The 20,562-nt window shown below is 53.0% G+C and carries 8 protein-coding genes; 2 read left to right on the top strand and 6 right to left on the bottom strand.

The window, feature by feature from the left end:
- Positions 1-42: 42 nt before the first annotated feature.
- A complete protein-coding gene (gene uvrB, locus HF324_RS01780) occupies positions 43-2,094 on the bottom strand; it encodes an excinuclease ABC subunit UvrB (protein ID WP_168808874.1) in 2,052 nt (683 codons plus the stop codon).
- Positions 2,095-2,198: 104 nt separating this feature from the next.
- On the opposite strand from uvrB, the gene HF324_RS01775 reads away from it, so the two are divergent.
- Positions 2,199-2,990: a S1/P1 nuclease gene (locus tag HF324_RS01775; protein ID WP_168861823.1), complete on the top strand. Its 792-nt coding sequence runs from the start codon at positions 2,199-2,201 to the stop codon at positions 2,988-2,990.
- A gap of 115 nt (positions 2,991-3,105) precedes the next feature.
- Here HF324_RS01775 and HF324_RS01770 read toward each other — a convergent pair whose 3' ends face one another.
- On the bottom strand, positions 3,106-4,029 hold the full coding sequence (locus HF324_RS01770; protein WP_168808872.1) for a PfkB family carbohydrate kinase: 924 nt from the start codon (positions 4,027-4,029) through the stop codon (positions 3,106-3,108).
- 80 nt (positions 4,030-4,109) lie between these two features.
- Complete coding sequence (locus HF324_RS01765; RefSeq protein WP_168808871.1) at positions 4,110-5,525, bottom strand: MATE family efflux transporter; 1,416 nt, start codon at positions 5,523-5,525, stop codon at positions 4,110-4,112.
- A gap of 405 nt (positions 5,526-5,930) precedes the next feature.
- On the opposite strand from HF324_RS01765, the gene HF324_RS01760 reads away from it, so the two are divergent.
- A complete protein-coding gene (locus HF324_RS01760) occupies positions 5,931-6,446 on the top strand; it encodes a hypothetical protein (RefSeq protein ID WP_168808870.1) in 516 nt (171 codons plus the stop codon).
- Positions 6,447-6,552: 106 nt separating this feature from the next.
- Here HF324_RS01760 and HF324_RS01755 read toward each other — a convergent pair whose 3' ends face one another.
- From HF324_RS01755 to HF324_RS01745, 3 genes are all read right to left on the bottom strand, one after another.
- Positions 6,553-8,607, bottom strand: coding sequence for an OmpA family protein (locus HF324_RS01755; protein WP_168861822.1), 2,055 nt, complete (start codon positions 8,605-8,607; stop codon positions 6,553-6,555).
- A 73-nt stretch (positions 8,608-8,680) separates the two neighbouring features.
- A complete protein-coding gene (locus HF324_RS01750) occupies positions 8,681-9,691 on the bottom strand; it encodes a PorP/SprF family type IX secretion system membrane protein (protein WP_168808868.1) in 1,011 nt (336 codons plus the stop codon).
- Positions 9,692-9,798: 107 nt separating this feature from the next.
- Positions 9,799-20,247 (bottom strand): gliding motility-associated C-terminal domain-containing protein, encoded by a 10,449-nt coding sequence (locus HF324_RS01745; RefSeq protein ID WP_168861821.1) that lies wholly within the window; start codon positions 20,245-20,247, stop codon positions 9,799-9,801.
- Between the last annotated feature and the right edge of the window lie 315 nt (positions 20,248-20,562).

Here is a 20,562-nt window from a genome sequence, read left to right as displayed (position 1 = left end):
TTATAAATAATTCTATATAATGTTTATGAAAAGGTAGATGAATTATTGTTTCATTTCCTGTAATTCCCGCTCCATTGCGAACATCTGATCGCGCAAACGGGCCGCTTCCATAAAGTCGAGATCTTTGGCCGCCTTTTCCATTTCCTTTTTCACCTTCTGGATAGCTTTCTCCATCTGCGGAATCGTTTTTGCCGACACGGTCGTTTCCTTTGCATACTGCACCGCATCTTCGGCCACCAGCGACACATCGTGCACCGCATAAGGGGAGGATTCGTCGAAATGTTTGATCTCCAGCACGGAAGTCTGCCCCAGTATCTGCTCCTTGCTCTTACGTACTGTCCGCGGCGTAATATTATGCTCCAGGTTATACGCTATCTGCTTTTCGCGGCGGCGGCTGGTTTCGTCGATCGTACGCTGCATACTGTCGGTCATATGGTCCGCATAAAAGATCACCAGCCCGTCCACGTTACGCGCAGCACGGCCGGCTGTCTGCGTCAGCGAACGTTCATCGCGCAGAAACCCTTCCTTATCAGCGTCCAGGATGGCCACCAGCGACACTTCCGGCAGGTCAAGCCCCTCCCTCAGGAGGTTTACCCCCACCAGCACGTCGATATTGCCCAGCCGCAGGTCCCGCAGGATCTCGATACGTTCCAGCGTGTCTACCTCCGAGTGGATGTAGCGCGACTTAATATTAATACGTCCCAGGTATTTGTCCATCTCCTCTGCCATCCGCTTGGTCAGGGTGGTTACCAGCACACGGTCGCCCTTCTGTACCCGCTTGTCAATTTCATCGAGCAGATCGTCTACCTGGTTTACGCTGGGCCTTATTTCAATAGGCGGTTCCAGCAGCCCGGTGGGGCGCACCACCTGTTCCACTACGATCCCTTCGGTCTTCTTCAGTTCATATTCACCTGGAGTAGCGCTTACAAAGATTGCCTGGTTGACCAGGTTCTCAAATTCATAGAAATTGAGCGGCCGGTTATCCAGGGCTGACGGCAGGCGGAAACCGAATTCCACGAGATTCAGCTTACGGGAGCGGTCACCACCATACATGCCGCCTATCTGCGGGATAGTTACGTGGCTTTCATCGATCACCAGCAGGAAATCTTTCGGGAAATAGTCCATCAGGCAGAAAGGGCGGGCGCCGGGCTTACGCCGGTCCAGGAAACGGGAATAGTTCTCGATACCGCTGCAGTAGCCCAGCTCACGGATCATTTCCACATCGTAGTTCACCCTTTCGGATAAACGCTGTGCTTCAATCAGTTTTCCGTTGGCCTTAAAATATTCTACCTGTGCATGCAGTTCGTCCTGTATTTCGTAAATCACCTGCTGCAGGATATCCTTGGGCGCGAGGTACAGGTTGGCCGGGAAAATGGCCGCATTCTCCATCGTGGTGATGCGTTTGCCGTTCTGTACATCGAAGCTTTCTATTTCTTCAATTTCGTCACCGAAAAAGGTGATCCTGTAGCCGTAGTCCACATACGGCAGGTTGATGTCCACAGTATCTCCCTGTACGCGGAAATTACCCCTGTTAAAGTCACCGGTGGTACGGCTGTAGAGGGAATTCACCAGTCCATGCAGGAAGGCGTTCCGGCTAAAGGTTTGTCCCTGGTGGATACGGATAATCCCGTTTTCATATTCCGTGGGGTTACCCATACCGTAAATACAGGAAACGCTGGCCACCACGATGATGTCGCGGCGTCCGGAAAGCAGGTTGGACGTAGCTCTCAGGCGGAGCTTATCCAATTCTTCATTGATGGCGAGGTCCTTTTCGATATAGGTATCGCTCACCGGCATATAAGCTTCAGGCTGGTAGTAGTCATAATAGGAAACGAAGTACTCCACCGCATTATCGGGGAAAAACTGTTTGAGTTCTCCATACAGCTGGGCCACCAGGGTTTTGTTGTGGGTGAGCACCAGGGTAGGGCGTTGTACATTCTGAATCACATTAGCCACTGTAAAGGTTTTACCGGATCCGGTCACCCCCAGCAGCGTCTGATATTGTTCACCTTCCAGTAATCCTTCGGTCAATTGTCTGATGGCTTCCGGCTGGTCACCAGCGGGAGCATAAGGCGCTTGTATCTTAAATGGCATATTGAAAATTCATTTGAGCAGTATGTAAAAATACTAAAATGACGCGTCCTAAAAGTGTTAAAAAAAAGAGCTTTAATTTTGCCCTTTCAATCACTGACTTACTCATGAGAAAAAAGATCTTACCGGGCCTGATCCTGGCCTTTTTACTGCCTTTAGCCAGCTTCGCCTGGGGGCCAAACGGGCACCGCATTACAGCGGAGATAGCCTGGCTGCACCTGACCCCGCAGGCTAAAAAAGCCGTTGCCAACATCCTCGGGCGCCAAAGCCTGCCTATGATCGCTAACTGGCCGGATTTCATCAAATCCGACACCACCCACCAGTACGACCACACCAATACCTGGCACTATCTCGATTTCCCCGCCAATGCGGGCCGCGCGGAATTCGACAGCCTCCTGAAGGCTGCCACCGGCGAAAACCTGTATTCCCAGACACAGGCCATGATCCGCGACCTGAAAAACAAGCAGCTGTCCAAAGAGAAAAAACTTTTCGCCCTTACTTTCCTCGTTCACATGATGGGCGACATGCACCAGCCGCTGCACGTGGGGCGTGACGAAGACATGGGCGGCAATAAAATCAATGTAATGTGGTTCAACCAGCCTTCCAACCTGCACCGCGTATGGGATGAGCAGCTGATCGACTTCCAGCAGCTCAGCTACACAGAATACACCAAAGCCATCAACATCGCCACTCCGGCCAGGGTAAAAGCCCTGCAAAGCGGCACCATCGCCGACTGGATGTTCGAATCCCATCTGCTGGCCGATAAAGTGTACGGCTATACCAAACCGGATTCCAAACTCAGCTACCGCTACAACTACGTGTTTGTGGAAGACCTGAACAACCAGCTCCTGAAAGGCGGCCTGCGGCTTGCAGCTGTCCTGAACAGCATCTATAAATAATTACGAATTACGGATTACGAATTACGAATTGAGGGCTCCCTTGTAGAGAGGTTATTAAGTAACCTTCCTATAAAGGAGCCCTCAATTCGTAATTCGTAATCCGTAATTCGTAATTCTATACCAGGTCGATATCGAAGTTCACCAGCTGAACAAACTGTTCCAGACGGGCGGTCAGTTCTTCGTGTGTTACTTCTTTCAGGCGGGAAGTACCAAATTTTTCCACGCAGAAGGAAGCCATCGCAGAACCCACAATGATAGCGGTCTTCATGTTTTCAAAGGAGATATCACGGGTTTTGGCCAGATATCCGATAAAGCCGCCCGCAAAGGTATCACCGGCGCCGGTTGGATCGTATACATCGTCCAGCGGCATGGCAGGAGCGAAGAACACGTGGTTTTCGTGGAACAGCAGCGCACCGTGCTCGCCTTTCTTGATGATCAGGTAGCGGGGGCCCATGGTGAGGATCTTTTTAGCCGCTTTCACGAGGGAATATTCACCGCTCAGCTGACGGGCTTCACTGTCATTCACCATCAGTACGTCCACTTTTTTCAGCACTTTCAGCAGGTCGTCCATGGCTACTTCCATCCAGAAGTTCATGGTGTCCATCACGATCAGTTTAGGACGAACGGTCAGCTGGTCGATCACGCTCATCTGCACCTGCGGCGTCAGGTTACCGAGGATCAGGAATTCACTGCCCTGGTAGCTGTCCGGGATAACCGGGTTGAAGTCTGCCAGTACGTTCAGGTCAGTAACCAGCGAGTCGCGGGTATTCATGTCCATATGGTACTTACCGGACCAGTAGAAAGACTTCTCGCCTTTCTTCATCTGTACTCCGTCCAGTGCCACACCTCTGGCAGTCAGCGCATCCAGCTCTGCCTGCGGGAAATCTTCACCCACTACAGACACCTGATTCACCGGTTGCACGAAATTGGAAGCAGCCCATGCGATGTAAGTGGCAGAACCGCCAATGATTTTTCCTGATTTACCAAAGGGCGTTTCAATTTCATCGAACGCCATTGTGCCTACGACTGTAAGAGCCATGTTACTTTCCTGAAGTTTATTAGTTTAAAATTTAATACAAAACCAGGCAAAGGTAACATCTTCCGGAGAAAGCAAAAAGGTTAAATCTTTACCGTTTTCCAGGTACCGCGGCGGAATAACAGTATGCCCGCTACAGCCATTGCTGACTCGGCAATGGCGATGGCCCAGAAAACGCCCTGGGGGCCCCAATTGAGCCATATAGAGAGGGTATAGGCCAGCGGCACCTGGAACATCCATAAAGCCACCAGGTTGATCAGGGTAGGCGTTCGGGTGTCCCCCGCACCGTTAAAGGACTGCGTGATCACCATACCATAGGCATAGAACACATACCCAAGGCTCATCAGCCGCAAACATTGCACCCCGTAGGCGATCACATCGGCCTCATGGGTGAACAGCCGGATGATGGCCGGCGCACCCGCCAGGAAAACAACGCCCACGATACCGAGAAAGATCATATTCAGGAAGGCCGCCCGCCATACCGACTTCTCCGCACGGTCGGGCTGTTGTGCCCCCAGGTTTTGCCCTACCAGCGCCGCGGCTGCGTTGGCCATTCCCCAGGCCGGCAGGATGGTAAAGATCACCACCCGGATAGCGATAGTATATCCCGCCACCGCATCTTTTCCGAAATAGGATATGATCCTCACCAGGAAAATCCAGCTGGCGGAAGCAATCAGCATCTGGGCGGTACTGCCGGCCGCCAGCTTCAGGATAGATACAATCGTGCCCCAGGCGGGCGCCAGATGCTGTTTCGTAATGCGGATCAGGTCTTTACCCCGCACCAGATGATATACCTGGTAACAAACACCCATCCCGCGGCCGATAAAAGTAGCCAGCGCCGCCCCTTTCAGGCCCATAGCCGGTACCGGTCCCCAGCCGTTGATCAGCAGCGGGCACAGTACAATATTAAGGCCGTTGGCCAGCCACAGCGAACGCATGGCCAGCGCGGCATCTCCGGCGCCACGGAAAATACCATTGATCAGAAACAACAATACGATGACCAAATTACCAGCCAGTAGTATTTTCGTATATCCGACACCGTAATCAGCCACTTCTGCTGACGCTCCCATCAGTACTAAAATCTCCCGGGAGAAAATAAATCCCACGATGCTGATGATCACCGACAATACCAGTGCCACATATAACGCCTGCATGGCAGCATGAGCCGCCTCTTCAGGGTTCTTCTCACCGGTACGGCGCGCCACCACTGCGGTAGCGGCCATACTCAGCCCCATCGCACAGGTATATACCAGCGTAAGCACCGACTCTGTCAGTCCAACGGTAGTAATGGCATTCACGCCGAGGTGACTCACGAAGAAAATATCTACTACGGCAAACAACGATTCCATGGCCATCTCCAGTACCATCGGTATGGCCAGTAAAAAAATAGCCCGGTTAATACTACCGGTAGTGAATTCTTTTTCTGTTCCGGCAACAGCAACACGAAACAGTTCAAAAAATTGAACAAGACGCCACTGCGCCCGTTTAAAGAAAGGCATGTCCAATAAGTTAATACGTGAAAGTCTGTGGCTGCGGGCAGCCATCATTAAAGGTTCTGAAGCGGGGAAAATGCGGGAGGTCCGCGAAATTAGTTTCTCATATGCTACTATTTTTACATCGGCATGATGTCAAACAAAAGTAGCCGTTTTTTTGAAAAGTCAAAATTTCTGTGCGGAAAAAAACACTGTTATAACTTCTATCTGACATCTTCCTAAAAAAAGCAAAACAACAAAACGTAATACAGGTAATACTTTCGCCGATACCACCCGTTGCCTGCAGAATATTTTGTGCAAGGGTTGTAACATTTAATGCTACCTCCCGTTTAACATCACAGTAAGCGCGCTGAAACCTATAGGGAAACCAAAAGTCAACTTATCCAATTTAACCTTCGTAAAACAGACATCATGTTCATGTTTCACAAACACGCTCTCAAAACGGGAGTCGTAGCTGCTACTGTATTGGGCATAGCTTTCACCGCCTGCAACAAGGACGACAGTCCTCCTCCTGTTCCCGAGCCGCGTAACACCACCTTTAAGTTACGGGGTACGGGCACCGATGCTGCCCGCGAAACAGGCGCTGTTACGATCACTGAAAATACGGACAGTTCCATCAATGTAATTTTAATGCTGGGCAAAAACAAGAAAGACACGGTACACCAGGTGTATTTCATTGGCGGCACCTATCTGGCACCTACAACTGATACGTTAAAAGCTGTGGAGGCAAAAGGCAACGGTGGCCTCCTTGCAGTGGAACTGTTTAAAAATGTAAAGAAAGTTACTTTACGGCAGGCTGCAGGCGCTACCAAAGAGATACCTTTCCGGTATAATGATGCCGTTAAGTACGTAGCCCATCTGAAAGTTAAACACAGCCGTTTCTCTGCAGACACGCTTACGATTGGTAACGTTGGCAAAGCCAACTAATTTTTTATACCATTAAAACTGTTCTGGTATAGTGTGATGAAAAGAAATAGCCGGCTGCCGCCGGCTATTCTGTTGTTTTTATTAGGATATGGAAAACAATCAGGGTCTATTGCGACGACTGATTTTCGTTGGTATCATTGGTCAACACAGGCATTTGTTTACGTAATACCTTAAATTCTGTACGCCTGTTTTGCTGACGGCCTTCCGGATTGTCTTTATGATTAGGCAGCGAGTTAGGCGCCACCGGACGGGATTTACCGTATCCTTTGGCAATTAACCGCTGGGAAGAGATACCCATGCTGATCAGGTAATCCACGCAGGACTGTGCACGGGACTGGGACAGTTTCATGTTGAACTTGTCTGATCCCACGCTGTCTGTATGCGCAGACATTTCGATCATCAGTTTCGGGTTATCATTCAGCATGTCCACCACGGTATCCAGCACAATTTTGGATTCAGGGCGGAGCGTCGCTTTACCAAAATCGTAGTAGATGTTGTTCAGGACAATCGGTTTCTCTACTTCATAATGTTTCAGACAGAGGGTTGGATTATCGAGTGAGTCCACCCTGGTAAGTTCGTCTGATTTGAAGTAGAGGCTCTTGGTGAAGTAATTTTCTTTTTCAGCAACAATTTTGTAATAACGCTGCGGGTCTACCTCGAAGGAGTAGCGTCCGGTGGCATCGAGGGTGATTTTTTTCAGTGTTTTCTGCCGCACCGTATCGAGCAGGGTGATGGTAGCGCCTGCGAGCGGCTGGCGCGTATCACAGTCCACGATCAGGCCGCTGGCCATTTTCCGGATTCTCTTAATGCTGAATACTTCGAGGCAGCAAACGGATTCACGGTCGGAGCTGATAAATCCTTCCGCGAAAGGATGGGTGTTGTCGATCGCGGAATAATAGATATCATCTTTGGGAGAATTCAACGGTTTGCCCATGTTTACCGGGTTCGACCAGGTACCAAAGTCGCCTTCGCTCTGGAAGAAGTCCAGCCCGCCGAGGCCTACGCGGCCGTCGGTACTGAATACCAGCACATTTTTCTCCGCGTCGTAAAAAGGCGCCTGTTCTTCATCTTTGGTATTGATGGTAGTACCCATATTGCGGGCGTTGCCGGGGGCGTTGCCGTTCATAACGCAGTACCAGATATCGTATTTTCCCATACCGCCGGGCCTGTTGGACGCAAACAGCAGGTATTTGCCATCCGCTGTAATGTAAGGCTGCATGGAGTTATAACCCTCCATATTGATGTTGCTGCCCATTTTCTGCGGCTCCGACCAGGTACCGTTTTGTTTGGTGCTGAGATAGATATCAGCTTGTTTTACGCCATTTTTGACAGACCAGCGGGTCATATACATGGAGTTGCCATCGGGGGAGATGGAGGAGACCCCCTGGTCATATCCTTTCGCAGCAGGGACATTCAGTTTTTGGCTGTTGCCGAAGTCACTGCCGCTGCCGCTGGCCGTATAGAGGTCATTGACGTAGGGCGTTCCTTTTTTTTCCTTCTTCTTTTCAGGCTGACCGGTAGGTGTTACCGGTGTTTCCGCGCGGGAAGAAGTAAACATCAGTGTTCGGGCATCTACTACCACGGGGGCATAGTTGGCGCCGCCTTCGTTCACATTGCCGGCCAGCTTCACGATAGTAAAACGGGGTTGTTTGCCGGCCTCGCTTAAAGCAAATTCGCAGTTGGCGATTTCCAGCGGTACGCGGGTAGACAGTTCGTCTGCACCGGTGTAGCTGGCTTTAAAATCGTTGAACTGCTTCAGTGCTTCGTCGTATTTTCCATTGGCCCTGAGGCATACGCCATACCAGTATTTGGCCTGAATAAACTGGGGATTGTTGAACCCTACCACCTGGGAATACCAGGTTTCGGCGTTTCCGAAATCATGATAAAGCCGGTAGGATTCTGCCAGCCGTGCCACTACCTGCTGATAGTCTTTAAACTTACCGCTGGGCGGGGCTGCGTTGGCGACGGCATAAGGTAATATCTGTTCCGGTTTCACCTTGAAAGTGCCGAGGGCTTTATTGTAATACTGAGCTGCCGAATAATAGTCCTTGGCGTTGTAATATACGTCTGCCGTATGTTTGAAATCAACTACGTATTGCGCCTGTATCGAATTAATCAGCCCTGCAAAAATTACCAGTACAAGAAGTGTAGTTTTTTTCATGAAGGTTCTAATTCTATGGTCTGGAGAAATAAGGTATCCACTTCTGTTTATATCCACTTGTATAACTATATCCCTATAATCTCGGGCAGATGAAGTATTCTTCATTCAACACCCGTTTTTTCCTGCTGATAAAGGACAGGGAAACTTCAAAGCTCTGGCTGCCGTTGACAAGGCGGCGCATATTTGAAGAGTTGGCGTCATAGCTGAGGCCCAGGACAAAACCTCTGAAATGGAAGCCGGCAAAAGGAATGACTGCATCGTTGAAGCGGTAGTTGCCACCTACCAGGAAATCGAATTCGGGATTTACCAACAGTTGTGCGTACATGCCGGCCACTATTTCTTCGGCGTTCCCCTGGCGCATGTACAGGCCGGTGGGGGTAAGGCTTACGGCGTCATTGAGTTTTATTTTGGTACCGCCATGTACGAGGTAGCGTACCGGCAGTTTCTTTTCTTCACCGGTGCCGCCGGAGAAAGGATCTTTGGGGCCGGTGAGGTGGGCTGCTGCGAATCCCACAAAAGGATTGAGCATATGATTGGGATTACCGTCAAAGAACATGGCGCCGGCGCCTGCATCAAAAACGGTGGAAGAGGTAGTTGTTACATTTTCACCGTTGGCGATGCTGGGATCGAAGCCGATGGTGGGTTTATACTGGCTGCCGGTCTGGAATTTAGCCGGATCTACCCGGCGGTTGATGACACCCGCCTGGATACCGAATACGATCTGGCTGGTTTTGGTTTGACCGAACCGTACGCCGGTATAGGATACGTTGGCCATGGCGTTGAAGAAATTATATCCTGCATCGCCGGCAGACATATTAAGAACATTGAGGCCGACGCCAATATTTTTATCGGTGGCGGCATCGACGGAAACGCCGGCGGTAGAGAAGGGTTTTCCATAGTTTGCCCACTGGTTGCGGTAATTCCCCGAGATCCGGTAATCTCCGTCAATCACGCCAGTCAACGCGGGGTTCAGCCACATCGGGTAGGCGTAATACTGGGAGAAGTGCGGGTCTACCTGTGCAAAAGACTGCCAGGGCAACAAACTGCTCCATAAAAGTACTGCAACAATAAAGATCCTTTTCATAGGAACATTTTTTACTTGTTCAAAATTGCCGGGGTGCAGACCGGTGCCTGGCATGCACCCCGGCTAGTTTATTATTTTATTAATCTACGGGTTTCTGTTCCTGTCGTTTACCGCATAAGGGTGACGTTACCTTTCTTCGTGATGATCTGTCCATCCTGCATGGTTGCCCTTACGATGTATACATACACGCCTACCGGTTGTTTCTGTCCGCTCATTGTACCATCCCATCCCTGACGTTGGTCTTTGGAGGTGAATACCAGCTGACCCCAGTGGTTGTATACTCTGAATTCGAGCTGGGCGATGGCGGTTCCGTACACATACAACACATCGTTGGCACCGTCGCCGTTCGGGCTGAAGAGGTTCGGTATGTAGATGTTGTTGCCTTGCGGGTTGGCCGTAGTAGAAGTAAGGCTACCCACTGCGCTGGTCTGACAATCGCTGGCGCCGATGGCTCTTACACCAAATTTCACGCTCTGGTTCGGTTGCAGGTTGATCACGGTATGTGATGTTCCGGCAGGACCGGTGCTTGGTGCGAAGAATGTGGTGCCGTTGAGCGTTACTTCGTAGCGTACTGCTCCCGGAACGGCGTTCCAGCTGAAGGTGATGCTGGTGCCGGTGATATTGCTTGCTGTGGCCACCGGTGTTGCGAGCGGTTGCAGCATGTTGACTGCCACGGCTGTTCTTGCGCCTACGCCGATACAACCACCAGAGGAGCTTGCAGCTTCCACATAGTAAGTGGTGCTTGCATTCAGGGCTGGTGTTGTATACACCGGACCGGTAAAGATGGATGTACCTCCGGTTGGTGCAGTGTACCAGTTGAAGATGACGCCTGGCGTTGTTGATCTGGCTGTCAGCGTGGCTGTATTACCCGGACAGATACCGTTTTCGGCGCCGGTAACAGTCGGTGCGGCTGGTGCGTTGATCAGCTGAACACTTACTGCGGTGCGTGTTGCGCTCGGACAGCCGTTAGCGTTAATGGCTTCCAGATAGTACATCGCATTTGCAGTAACCGGAGGCGTTGTGAAGCTGCTGCCGGTTGATATCGCTGTTCCGCCGGTTGCGGTAGTATACCATTTGTAAGTGAGTGCTGCGTTCGGGCCTTGTACACTCAGTGTCACGGTCTGGCCCTGACAAGTCTGGAGCGTAGCGTTTACCACTGTTGGTGCAGCCGGTGCAGCGTTTACGGTAACGTTCACCGCTGTTCTGCTGGCGCTTACACAACCACCGCTGGTAGCAGCTTCGAGGTAGTAAGTCGCGTTAGCGGCCGGTGTAATGGTGTAGTTAGCACCGGTGAATACCGGCGTACCGCCTGTTGGCGCAGTGTACCATTTGTAGATCACGCCGGTTACGCTGTTCTTCACAGACAGGGTGATGGTCTGGCCTGCGCAGGTTGTTTTCGGATCGGCCAGCGGAGCGTCGATGGTAGTGATCACTGTTGCTGTCACACCAGCGCGGGAGCTTCCGCAGCCTTTATTGTTGATGGCTGCCACATAGAAGGTGGTGGTAGCGTTCAGCGGTCCGGTAGTATAGCTTGTACCGGTAGCCAGCAGTGTGCCGTTGGCCGGGGCGCTGTACCAGTTGTAGGTCAGTGCAGGGTCCGGATTCTGGATACTGAAGGTGGCGGTACCGCCGATGCAGATGGTCAGGTTATTGGCCGCTACGGTCGGCATGGACGGCGCAGGATCTACGTTGACGGTTACGCCTGTCCTGGTGGCGCTGGAGCAACCGGTGCCGATATTGGCCTGAACGTAGTAGGTAGTAGTGCTGTTGACAACCGGTATGTTATACACTTCACCGGTGAAGAGCAGGTTACCACCTGTTGCGGCGTCGTACCACCGGTAGATAAATCCGGTCTGTGCGTTCTTCACGGACACGGTTACACCGGTGCCGGCGCAGGTCCTGAGGCTGGTAGCGGTTACTTCCGGCGCAGCAGGGGCGGAGGTCACTGTTACAGTGGCTTTCACCCTTGCAGAAGGATTACCGCACTGTGCAGGGTCGCCTGTAGCTTCCACATAGAAGTCTGTTGTAGTGGCCAGCGGGCCGGTGGTATATATTGGTCCGGTGAAGACGGCTGTACCACCTGTCGGTACTGTGTACCATTTGTACGTGATATTGTTTGCAGGAGAGATCACGCGCAGTGTTGCGGTAGATCCTGTGCAGATAGTCAGTGCATTGGATTCGAGTACCGGTGTTGGCGCGGTGCCTACGCTCACGGTTACTTTAGCTCTTACCGGGCTGGTGCAGGTACCGTTGCTGGCTTCTGCGTAGAAGTCGGTGGTCACTGTCAGCGGTCCGGTGCTGAAGGTAGTGCCTGTTCCGAGCTGGGTACCGCCGGTGGCAGCGCTGAACCATTTATAGGTAGTGCCGGCTACCGGGTTCTGGATGCTGAGGGTTACTGAGCCGCCAGCGCACACATTGAGCGAAGTGGCTGTCACCGTTGGTGTTGCAGGTGCTGTACCTACCCTTATCGGGATCGCTGTTCTCGCGCCGCCGCAACCGCCGCAGCTTGTGCAGCTGCCGCCGACCACCGCTCTTACGTAGTAGGTGGTGCTGCTGTCAGCATTGAATGTATAGCTGGTACCGGTAAATAACAGGTTGCCATTTATGTCGCTCCACTGATACCTGAGGCCTGGCTGCGGGCTCTGTACGGTCAGCGTTACGCTGGAACCGGTGCAGGTGTTAACGGAAGCCTGGTTTACCACAGGTGCCGGCGGTGCGGGCACTACGGTCACGGTACCGGCAGTGCGGGCAGACGGTGCGCCACACTTGGTGACATCGCCTGTTGCTTCCACATAGTAGGTAGTAGTGGCGGCCAATGGCGGTGTAATGAATACCGGTCCGGTAAAGATCGCGGTACCGCCTGTTGGCGTGGTATACCATTTATACGTGAGCGCGTTGTCCGGGTTGAGGATCATCAATGTGCCCGGGTTGTTCTGACAGGTGGTCACATTGCTGGCTACCAGTACCGGTGTTGGTGCGGTGCCTACGCCGATGGATATTTTCACACGGGTAGTATCGCTGCAGCTGCCGGCGGATGCCTGTACATAGAAGTCTGTAGACACTGTCAGGTTTCTCACGATGTATACCGGTCCGGTGAAGAGCGCGGTACCTCCGGTGGCCACGTTGTACCAGCGGTAAGTAAGGGTATTCACCGGGTTCTGTACGGAGAGGACTACGGAGTCGCCTGCACAGATATTGGTATGGGAAGCGGAGATAGTCGGTGTTTGAACGGCGGTGAGGTTTACATTCACCGCTTTCGCTGCACCGGCTGCATTTGCGCAGCTGTTGCTTCCTTCTACGGTCACATAGAAAGTAGTGCTGGCGGTGATGGCCGGTGTGGTGTAGGATGCGCCGGTAAACAGCAGTGTTTGCAGGTTAGCATCTTTATACCATTTAAATACCGGGTTGGTCACGGTAGTGCTGGAAGCAGTCAGGGTGACGGTTGTTTTCGCACATACGGTGGTATCTCTTGCGATGATATCCGTAGCCGTAGAGCGTTTGCTCACGGTCACGTGTGCCGCTTTCAGGTTACCGGCCGCATTTTCACAGTTACCGGCGCTGCTTACGCTTACATAGTAAGTGTAGGTACCAGGTGCGAGGCCGGAGATAGTCAGCACACCGGCTGCGCTAACGCCTTGTGTGATCGGGCCGGTCTTATCCGGATTAGCGTACCATTTGAATACCGGGTTCTGCACGGTAGCAGATGTCGGTGTGAGTCTGGCGGTATCGCCTGCGCAGGTGTTCTGATCTGTCACATTGATATCGGCCGCTGTAGAAGCGTTGGTCACCATCAGGGTGATGACAGCGCGGGCGCCGGCGTTTGCACAGTTGTTGGCGTTCACGCCTTCTACATAGAACTTATAGGTACCTACGGCGAGGTTGGCCGGAGTAGTATATGTATTGGTATTGGAGGCCAGTTTGGCGCCGCCGGTGGCAGCATCGTACCAGTTGAAGTTAACGCCCGGTACAGCGTTTACGCTGAGGGTAGCCGGTGTGTTCACGCAGGTAGTTACGCTGTCTTTGGTGGCAACAGGAGTAGCCGGAGTACCGTACACGGTTACTGTTGCAGGCAGGGACGCTGCGCCGCTACAGTTGTTTCTCATGGCTCTTACAGTATAAGTGTAAGTACCGGAGTCGAGGGTCGGTGATGTCAGGTAGGCGATGCTGTCGAGCAGGTGGTTGCCTTTGCTGTCGTACCAGCCATAGGTAACGCCTACCGCAGGGTTCACCACTTTGAGGGTAGCCTGCTGACCTTTACAGATGCTGCTGTTGGTCACCTGTACCATTGGCTGAACGATCGCACGTTGTGCATAGTTGAAGCCTACTTCGGTGAGTGCGCCTGCGATACCGGATTTCAGTTTCACTTCCACACCAGTGAATGGTTTGGTCGGTACGAAGGACAGCAGTGCGCTTCTGCCACCACTGAGCAGGTTGACATGCACCAGCGGGTTAGACACCAGTACGGAATCGCCAGGTGTATTACCATTGTAGGATGTCAGCTGCACGCTTGCCAGTAAGGCGGCAGAGAGCAACTGGCCTGGGTTGGTGACCATTACTTTTACTGTATCGCCCGGAGTGGAGACACCGTTAAAGTAAGCCTTTTCCCAAACGGAGGCATTCAGTATGCCGAGGTCTATTACGAGGGAAGAATAAGTATTGGCGCTGTTGTCAACTGCCAGTTGCGGGTTGTACACATTGCCCAGCACCAGGAGGCCGGAGCCACCGATGGTGAAGGAGCTTGCTCCTTCGCAAGGCACAGGGTCCTGTCTGTCGGTAACGGTGACGGCTGTTACCGGTACTCTTGCGGAAGTGCAGGAGCCGCCAGGGATCGCTGCTACTACCCAGTAGGTTTTGGTACCCACGGTAGCGGAAGCTGGTGCGGCGAACTGTGCACCTTTAAACAGGGTGTCTGTGGCGGTCTGGGTAGCGAACCAGTAGAACTGTGCATTAGCGGTAGAAGCCGATGCCACGAATACCGGTTGCTGGTTGACTACCACGGTGTCCGGGTTCGGTGTTACGGTCGGAGCAGGCAGGGTAGCTGCGGTGCTTACGTTAACAGCCGTTCTGGTAGCGGAGGTAGTATTACAGCTGTCGTTGAATGCTTCTACATAGTAGGTGGCGGCAGCTGTTACATTCACCACTTTATAGGTAAATCCGCTGTCTGCGTTCAGTTTGGTACCACCGGTAGCTACGTTGTACCAGTTATAGGTGTATCCTGCCAGCGGGTTGGCGATGGCCAGTACCGCGTCTGAACCCGGACAAACTTTCACATCATTGGATTGTACGGTCGGTGCAGCCGGAGCGGCAGCCACTTTCACAGCTACCTGTGTTCTTCCGGTGCTTGCGCAACCATTGCGGAAGGCTTCCACGAAGAAGCTGGTATCTGCCGTCAGTGCGCCGGTAGTCAGCGTAGCGCCGTCTTTACCGGTGAGGTAGGTGCCGTTGGATGTATACCAGCGGTAAGTGATGCCTGTCACCGGATTCTGTACGTTGAGTGTTGCCGTGTTGCCTGCGCAAACAGCTACCTGGGCAGCCTGTACAGCAGGTTTAGCCACTGCGCGCTGTGCGTAGTTGAAGCCGATTTCTGTGAGTGCGCCCACAAGTCCGGACCTCAGTTTCACCTGTACGGCGTCGAACGGTTTGGTTGGTACAAATTCGGCGATAGCCTGTGTACCGTTGCCCAGGAGGCTAAGTTTCACCAGCGGATCGCTGACGGTCACAGAATCCTGCGGAGCATTACCATTATAAGTGGTCAGCCGGACGCCGCCCAGCAGTGATGCGGACAATATCGTACCCGGGTCAGAGAGCAATACCCTTACGGTGTCGCCAGGAGCGGAGAGGCCGTTGAAGCCTACTTTTTCCCATACCTCTGCATTCAGTACGCCGAGATTGATCACGAGAGAGGATGCAGTGCTGGCATCGTTATCTACCGCCAGCTGCGGGTTGTATACGTTACCCAGCACGAGGAGACCGCTGCCGCCGATAGTCTGGGTGGTAGCGCCTTCGCAAGGCACCGGCGTTGGTGTGTTAAATGTTCCGTACACCACTACTGCCGGCACGCGGATAGAAGAGCAGGAACCATTGATGGATGCTTTCACCCAATAGGTTACAGTGCCCGGCGTGTTCCGGGTAGGCGGTGCGTAGGTCGGACCGGTAAACAGGCTGTCGTTGCCAGTCTGGCTGCCGTACCAGGTGAATACCACGTTGGCGGCGTTGGAGGTGGCTTTAAGCACGGCTTGTGTGCCGATGTTTACGGAATCCGGATTAGGTGTCACCACTGGTGCGCTCAGGGAAGCAGAGATCACGATATGGAATGCCTGTCTCGGAGAAAAAGCACCACAGGCGCTGACCGCTTCCACATAGAAAGTGGTGTCTTTGGTGATATTGGGCACGTTAAATACGTATCCGCTGTCGGCGTTGAGTTTGGTACCGCCGGTGGCCACGTTGTACCAGTGATAAGTAAGCTGGTTGTTCGGATTAGCAACTGCCAGTGCTGCGCTGGTACCGGCGCAGAGGTTGAGTGTCTGGTCAGGACCGGGTACTACAGGGGCCGGAGACACAGTAACGGTTACGGGTACACGGTTAGGATTAGCGCAATTGTTGGCGCCTACCACCTGCACGTAGTAAGTAACGGTGCCTGGTGTTCTCAGGGTATCAGTAGTATAAGTGTTCTGGCTGCTCAACACCGTGGTGCTGGTGGCGCTTGCGTACCAGCGTACGGTGGTACCGGCAGCAGGTGTTACAGACAGGGTTGTTTTCTGGTTCACGCATACGGTATCGCCGGTGCCGCTGATAGTCGGGTTCGGGTACAGGATACGGGCGCCATAGATGTCGATGGAGTTGAGCAGGTTAGCGAGACCTGTCAGTTTCACTTCCACGCGGTCGTAAGTACCGGTGGCCGCCACGGTAGCAGCGAATTGCTGACCGCTCAGCAGACGCAGGGTCAGCAGGTCGGCCAGGGTATCTGCTTTCACGGCAGTAGTACCGTTATATTGGGTGATCACCACGCCACCAAACAGGCTTACATCTCCCAGGCCGCCAGGAGCTGCCATGGTCAGGCGGATGCTGTCGCCCGCTGCTCCCGGGTTCGGGAAGATAAGCCGTTGGTATACTGAACCACCGAGTAAGCCTACCGGTATGTTCAGGCGGGTGAAATTGGTTTGAGAGCTGTCGATGTCATTGGTTGGGTTCTGTACAGAGCACAGTACGCAACCGAGGGTAGTACCGGAAACCTGTGTTGTCGGTACGTTACAATCCGGAGAAGGAATTACCGGACCGGTTACTTCTACGTTTACACGTACCCGTGCAGAAGAGCACGCGCCAGGGATGCTTACCGCAGCGAAGTAGCTGTAAGTACCCGGATTACTGAACGGACCTACCACGAAGCTGGTACCGGTACCGGCGATGGTGGTGGTAGTAGAGTCGGCATACCAGTTGATCACCGCGCCCGGAACAGGGGAGGCGGTCAGCGTTGCCTGTTGACCGGTAGCGACGACTACTGTGCCGGTTACCACCGGTGCGGCCGGTGCGTTCACGATGCTTACCACAGCGGGTTTCAGTGCACCAGCTGCGTTTTCGCAACGGTTGGAACCGCTCACGGCAACATAATAAGTATAGTTGCCCAATGCCAGACCGGTGATGGTGAGGTTACCCACGCTATCCAGTGCGTAGTGTACCGCGCCTTCTGTCAGGCCATTGGTGATAGCGGTTGTTTTACTGGCGTCTTTATACCAGGTGAATACCGAATCCAATACTACACCGGATGAAGGTTTCAGCACTGCAGTATTGCTTACGCAACCGAGCGTGGTATCAGCGATGTTGATATCGGCGGCGGTAGCCAGTGCATTTACGTTAACGGTAACGCGTATACGATCAGGGTTAGCGCAACCGTTGGTACCTATTACCTGTGCCCAGTAAGTTACCGTACCGGCGGTGTTGAGCACCGGTGTTGTATACGGATTGGCTCCCAGGGCTGTAGTGGTGGTGGAATCAGCATACCACTGCACGCTGGTGCCGGGCGCCGGTGTAGCGGTGAGGGTAGCGGTGGAACCAACGCAGGCCTGTACGTTACGTACCAATGTGGTCGGATTGGGGCTGATGATGCGCGCACCATATATATTAACTGCATTCAGCAGGTTCAGGGTACCGGTCATTTTCACTTCCACGCGGTCAAACACGCCTCTGGCCGGGATGGTTACATACCCCCTGGTGCTGGTGAGCAGTGTCAGATGGAGGAGGTTGGTGAGCGTATCCCTGGCAACAACGGTGGTTCCATTGGCCACGGTCAGCACTACACCGCCCAAGAGCGACACGTCTGCAAGACCGCCGGGGAACTCCAGATCAAACCGGATGCTGTCCAAAGCGGCGCCTGGTTGCGGGAAGATGAGCTGCTGGAAAGCAGCGCCGCCCAGCAGACCTACCGGTACGCTCAGTTGCGTGAAGTTGGCCGGATCACTGTCCACCGAGAAAGTCGGATTGTTAATCGTACAAAGCACGCAACCGAGGGTAGTGCCGGATGCTTGTTGTGTAGCGGCGTTACAGGAAACAGGCGTACCTGCGGTAGTAACGGTCACATCTACACGAATCCTTGCGGAAGAACAACCACCGGCAAGACGAACACCAACAAAGTAGGTATGTACGCCTGGTGTGGCGAACGGACCTACATTATAGGAAGGACCGGTAGCTACGGGCGCCAGTGTGGTGTCTGTGTACCATTCGATGGTGCCGGCCGGAGCGGAGGCGGTCAGCGTGACTGGCTGGTTCACGGTACCGGAAACGCTGGTAGCTGTTACCGGCGGTACGGGGCTGGTGCCTACCGTAACGGTGGCGGAAGCCAGTGCGCCGGCCTGGTTTTCACAATGGGTACTATCAGTAATACTAACATAGAAGGTGGTAGACGGAGCAGTGAGCCCTGTGATGGTAAGTTTACCGGCGGCGTCTATCGCATAGCTGATGGCGCCTTCTACCAGTCCATCGGTGATCTGGGTAGTTTTATTAATGTCTTTATACCACTTGAAGGTGGTAGTACCGGATGGGTTGGTTGCAGTAGGTGTAATCGTTGCAGTATTGGCGCAGACAGCAGTGGTGGGTGGCACGGTGATATCAGCGGCAGTAGCAAAGTTATTGACAAGGACTGTCACCAGCGCTTTGGCTGATTCAGAGGCGGAACAGGTTTTCAGGCTGGCAGACACATAATACCGGTAAGCGCCTGCGGTAGTGGCGGGAGCCTGGAAGCTGGAGCCGGTGCCTACCACGGTTGTCTGGGTAGAATCATACCAGGTATAGTTGTAATTGGTATTGTCAGGACTGCTGACACTCAGTGTAAGCGGTGTACCCAAACAGGTGGTCCTAACGACGGAGCCGCCGGTGGTAGCCGGTGAGGGGCTGAACCGCTGGATTTCGTTCACATTCAGGGTGGCGAGCCCGCTCACGATAGCGCCGAACCTGACCTGTATATGGTCAAACGGTCCCGAAGAAGCGAAGGTGAGGGTTTGGGGTCCCGACCCGCCCGAGAGCAGATCTATCTTAAGCAGGGCGCTGTTGCCTGTAATGGAATCCACCACTGTGCCCTGATTATAGGTGACGATGGTGATGGCGTTCAGCAGTTGAGCGCTCAGCAGTGCGCCGGCGTTGGAGGTGACGATACGCACAGAGTCGCCGGTTTTTGACAGCCCGGGATATACTGCGGTTAATTGTGTATAGCTATCTGCTAAGGTGGTGCTTACCGCGGAGAACATTTGAGCGAAGGTGGCCACGTTGCCATCCGCTGCGTTGGGCGCGTTGGTCACAGAGCCTACGCCGGCCAGTGCACCGTTGACGCCATATAATATATCGATAGGCGTATTACAGTTGATGGTACCGGTAGCCGGTGTATTATAATAGGCGGCGTATACATTCACATTGACGAGTGCCGAGAGCAGGTCTGCCCGGATAGAAACGCGTACTCTGTCGTACGGAACCCCCGGAGCAGGTACAAACACTTCTGCCTGGTTACCGCTGGCGAGCAGGTTGAGCAGGGCAGTGGAAATAGGAGCGGGGGAGCCTACCGGAGTAGTTCCGTTATAGGCCTGCACGATAATAGAGCCTGCCAATGCCAGGGATAAGGCATTTCCTGCGCCGATTTTTACCACTGCCGGAGTGGAGGCTGTGGGAAGCTGGCCAGCCGGAAAGATCAGGCTTTGGGAAACCGTCACAGTGGCGCCAAGCCCTACAGCTACTGGTGCTGTTATCTGGGAAGACGTCTGTAAGAAGTTGCCTGATACGTCTACGGCGTTGCCGGGGTTGGCCACACCGCACAACAGACAAACGCCGATGCCGCCGGTAACGACGGTGCCATTGACCTGGTCAGTCGCATATACACGCTGTGTCTGCGTTTGCGCCATTGCCGGTTGTGCTATCATTCCGAAGGCCATCAGCAGTAACAGCAGGTTGCCCAGGAACAAACGGGTATGCCTTTTGAAGAAGAGTAACACGGGTGTGTTCAAGGCACTCTTCGCCCGGGACCGGGTAATAGGGGCAGCAATAAAAGGGCAATTAGGAGTAGTGTTTGAATGCATAGCACCAGATATTAAAATAAAACGATATTCATTTTGCAATGAATTACAAATTACTCTGGCGGCAGGATAGGTTATGACGTGGCTAGATGACAAATAACTAAAAGTGAGGCGGTTGATGTATCCTACTTTCAATCATATGTTAAAGGTTTGCAAAAACGTTACGAATGTATAGTGAAGCGGGGGATAAAGTGTGGTTCATTTTAGTTCATTTTGACCGGTAGCGTCCCTTTCGTTCATTTCAAAAACCAATTGTTCAGTTTGTTCATTTTGGTGACGGCAATCACTCTTTTATTACGAAGAAGTTCCCACAACCGG

It is taken from the genome of Chitinophaga oryzae, assembly GCF_012516375.2.
GTDB lineage: Bacteria > Bacteroidota > Bacteroidia > Chitinophagales > Chitinophagaceae > Chitinophaga > Chitinophaga oryzae.
This window is presented reverse-complemented; position numbering and strand designations above follow the sequence as displayed.

What these genes read in the sequence shown, in the direction of transcription:
- uvrB (WP_168808874.1), bottom strand. Translation starts at nt 2,094, where the DNA reads ATGCCATTTAAGATACAAGCGCCTTATGCTCCCGCTGGTGACCAGCCG.
- HF324_RS01755 (WP_168861822.1), bottom strand. Translation starts at nt 8,607, where the DNA reads ATGAAAAAAACTACACTTCTTGTACTGGTAATTTTTGCAGGGCTGATT.
- HF324_RS01745 (WP_168861821.1), bottom strand. Translation starts at nt 20,247, where the DNA reads ATGCATTCAAACACTACTCCTAATTGCCCTTTTATTGCTGCCCCTATT.
- HF324_RS01765 (WP_168808871.1), bottom strand. Translation starts at nt 5,525, where the DNA reads ATGCCTTTCTTTAAACGGGCGCAGTGGCGTCTTGTTCAATTTTTTGAA.
- HF324_RS01775 (WP_168861823.1), top strand. Translation starts at nt 2,199, where the DNA reads ATGAGAAAAAAGATCTTACCGGGCCTGATCCTGGCCTTTTTACTGCCT.
- HF324_RS01750 (WP_168808868.1), bottom strand. Translation starts at nt 9,691, where the DNA reads ATGAAAAGGATCTTTATTGTTGCAGTACTTTTATGGAGCAGTTTGTTG.
- HF324_RS01760 (WP_168808870.1), top strand. Translation starts at nt 5,931, where the DNA reads ATGTTCATGTTTCACAAACACGCTCTCAAAACGGGAGTCGTAGCTGCT.
- HF324_RS01770 (WP_168808872.1), bottom strand. Translation starts at nt 4,029, where the DNA reads ATGGCTCTTACAGTCGTAGGCACAATGGCGTTCGATGAAATTGAAACG.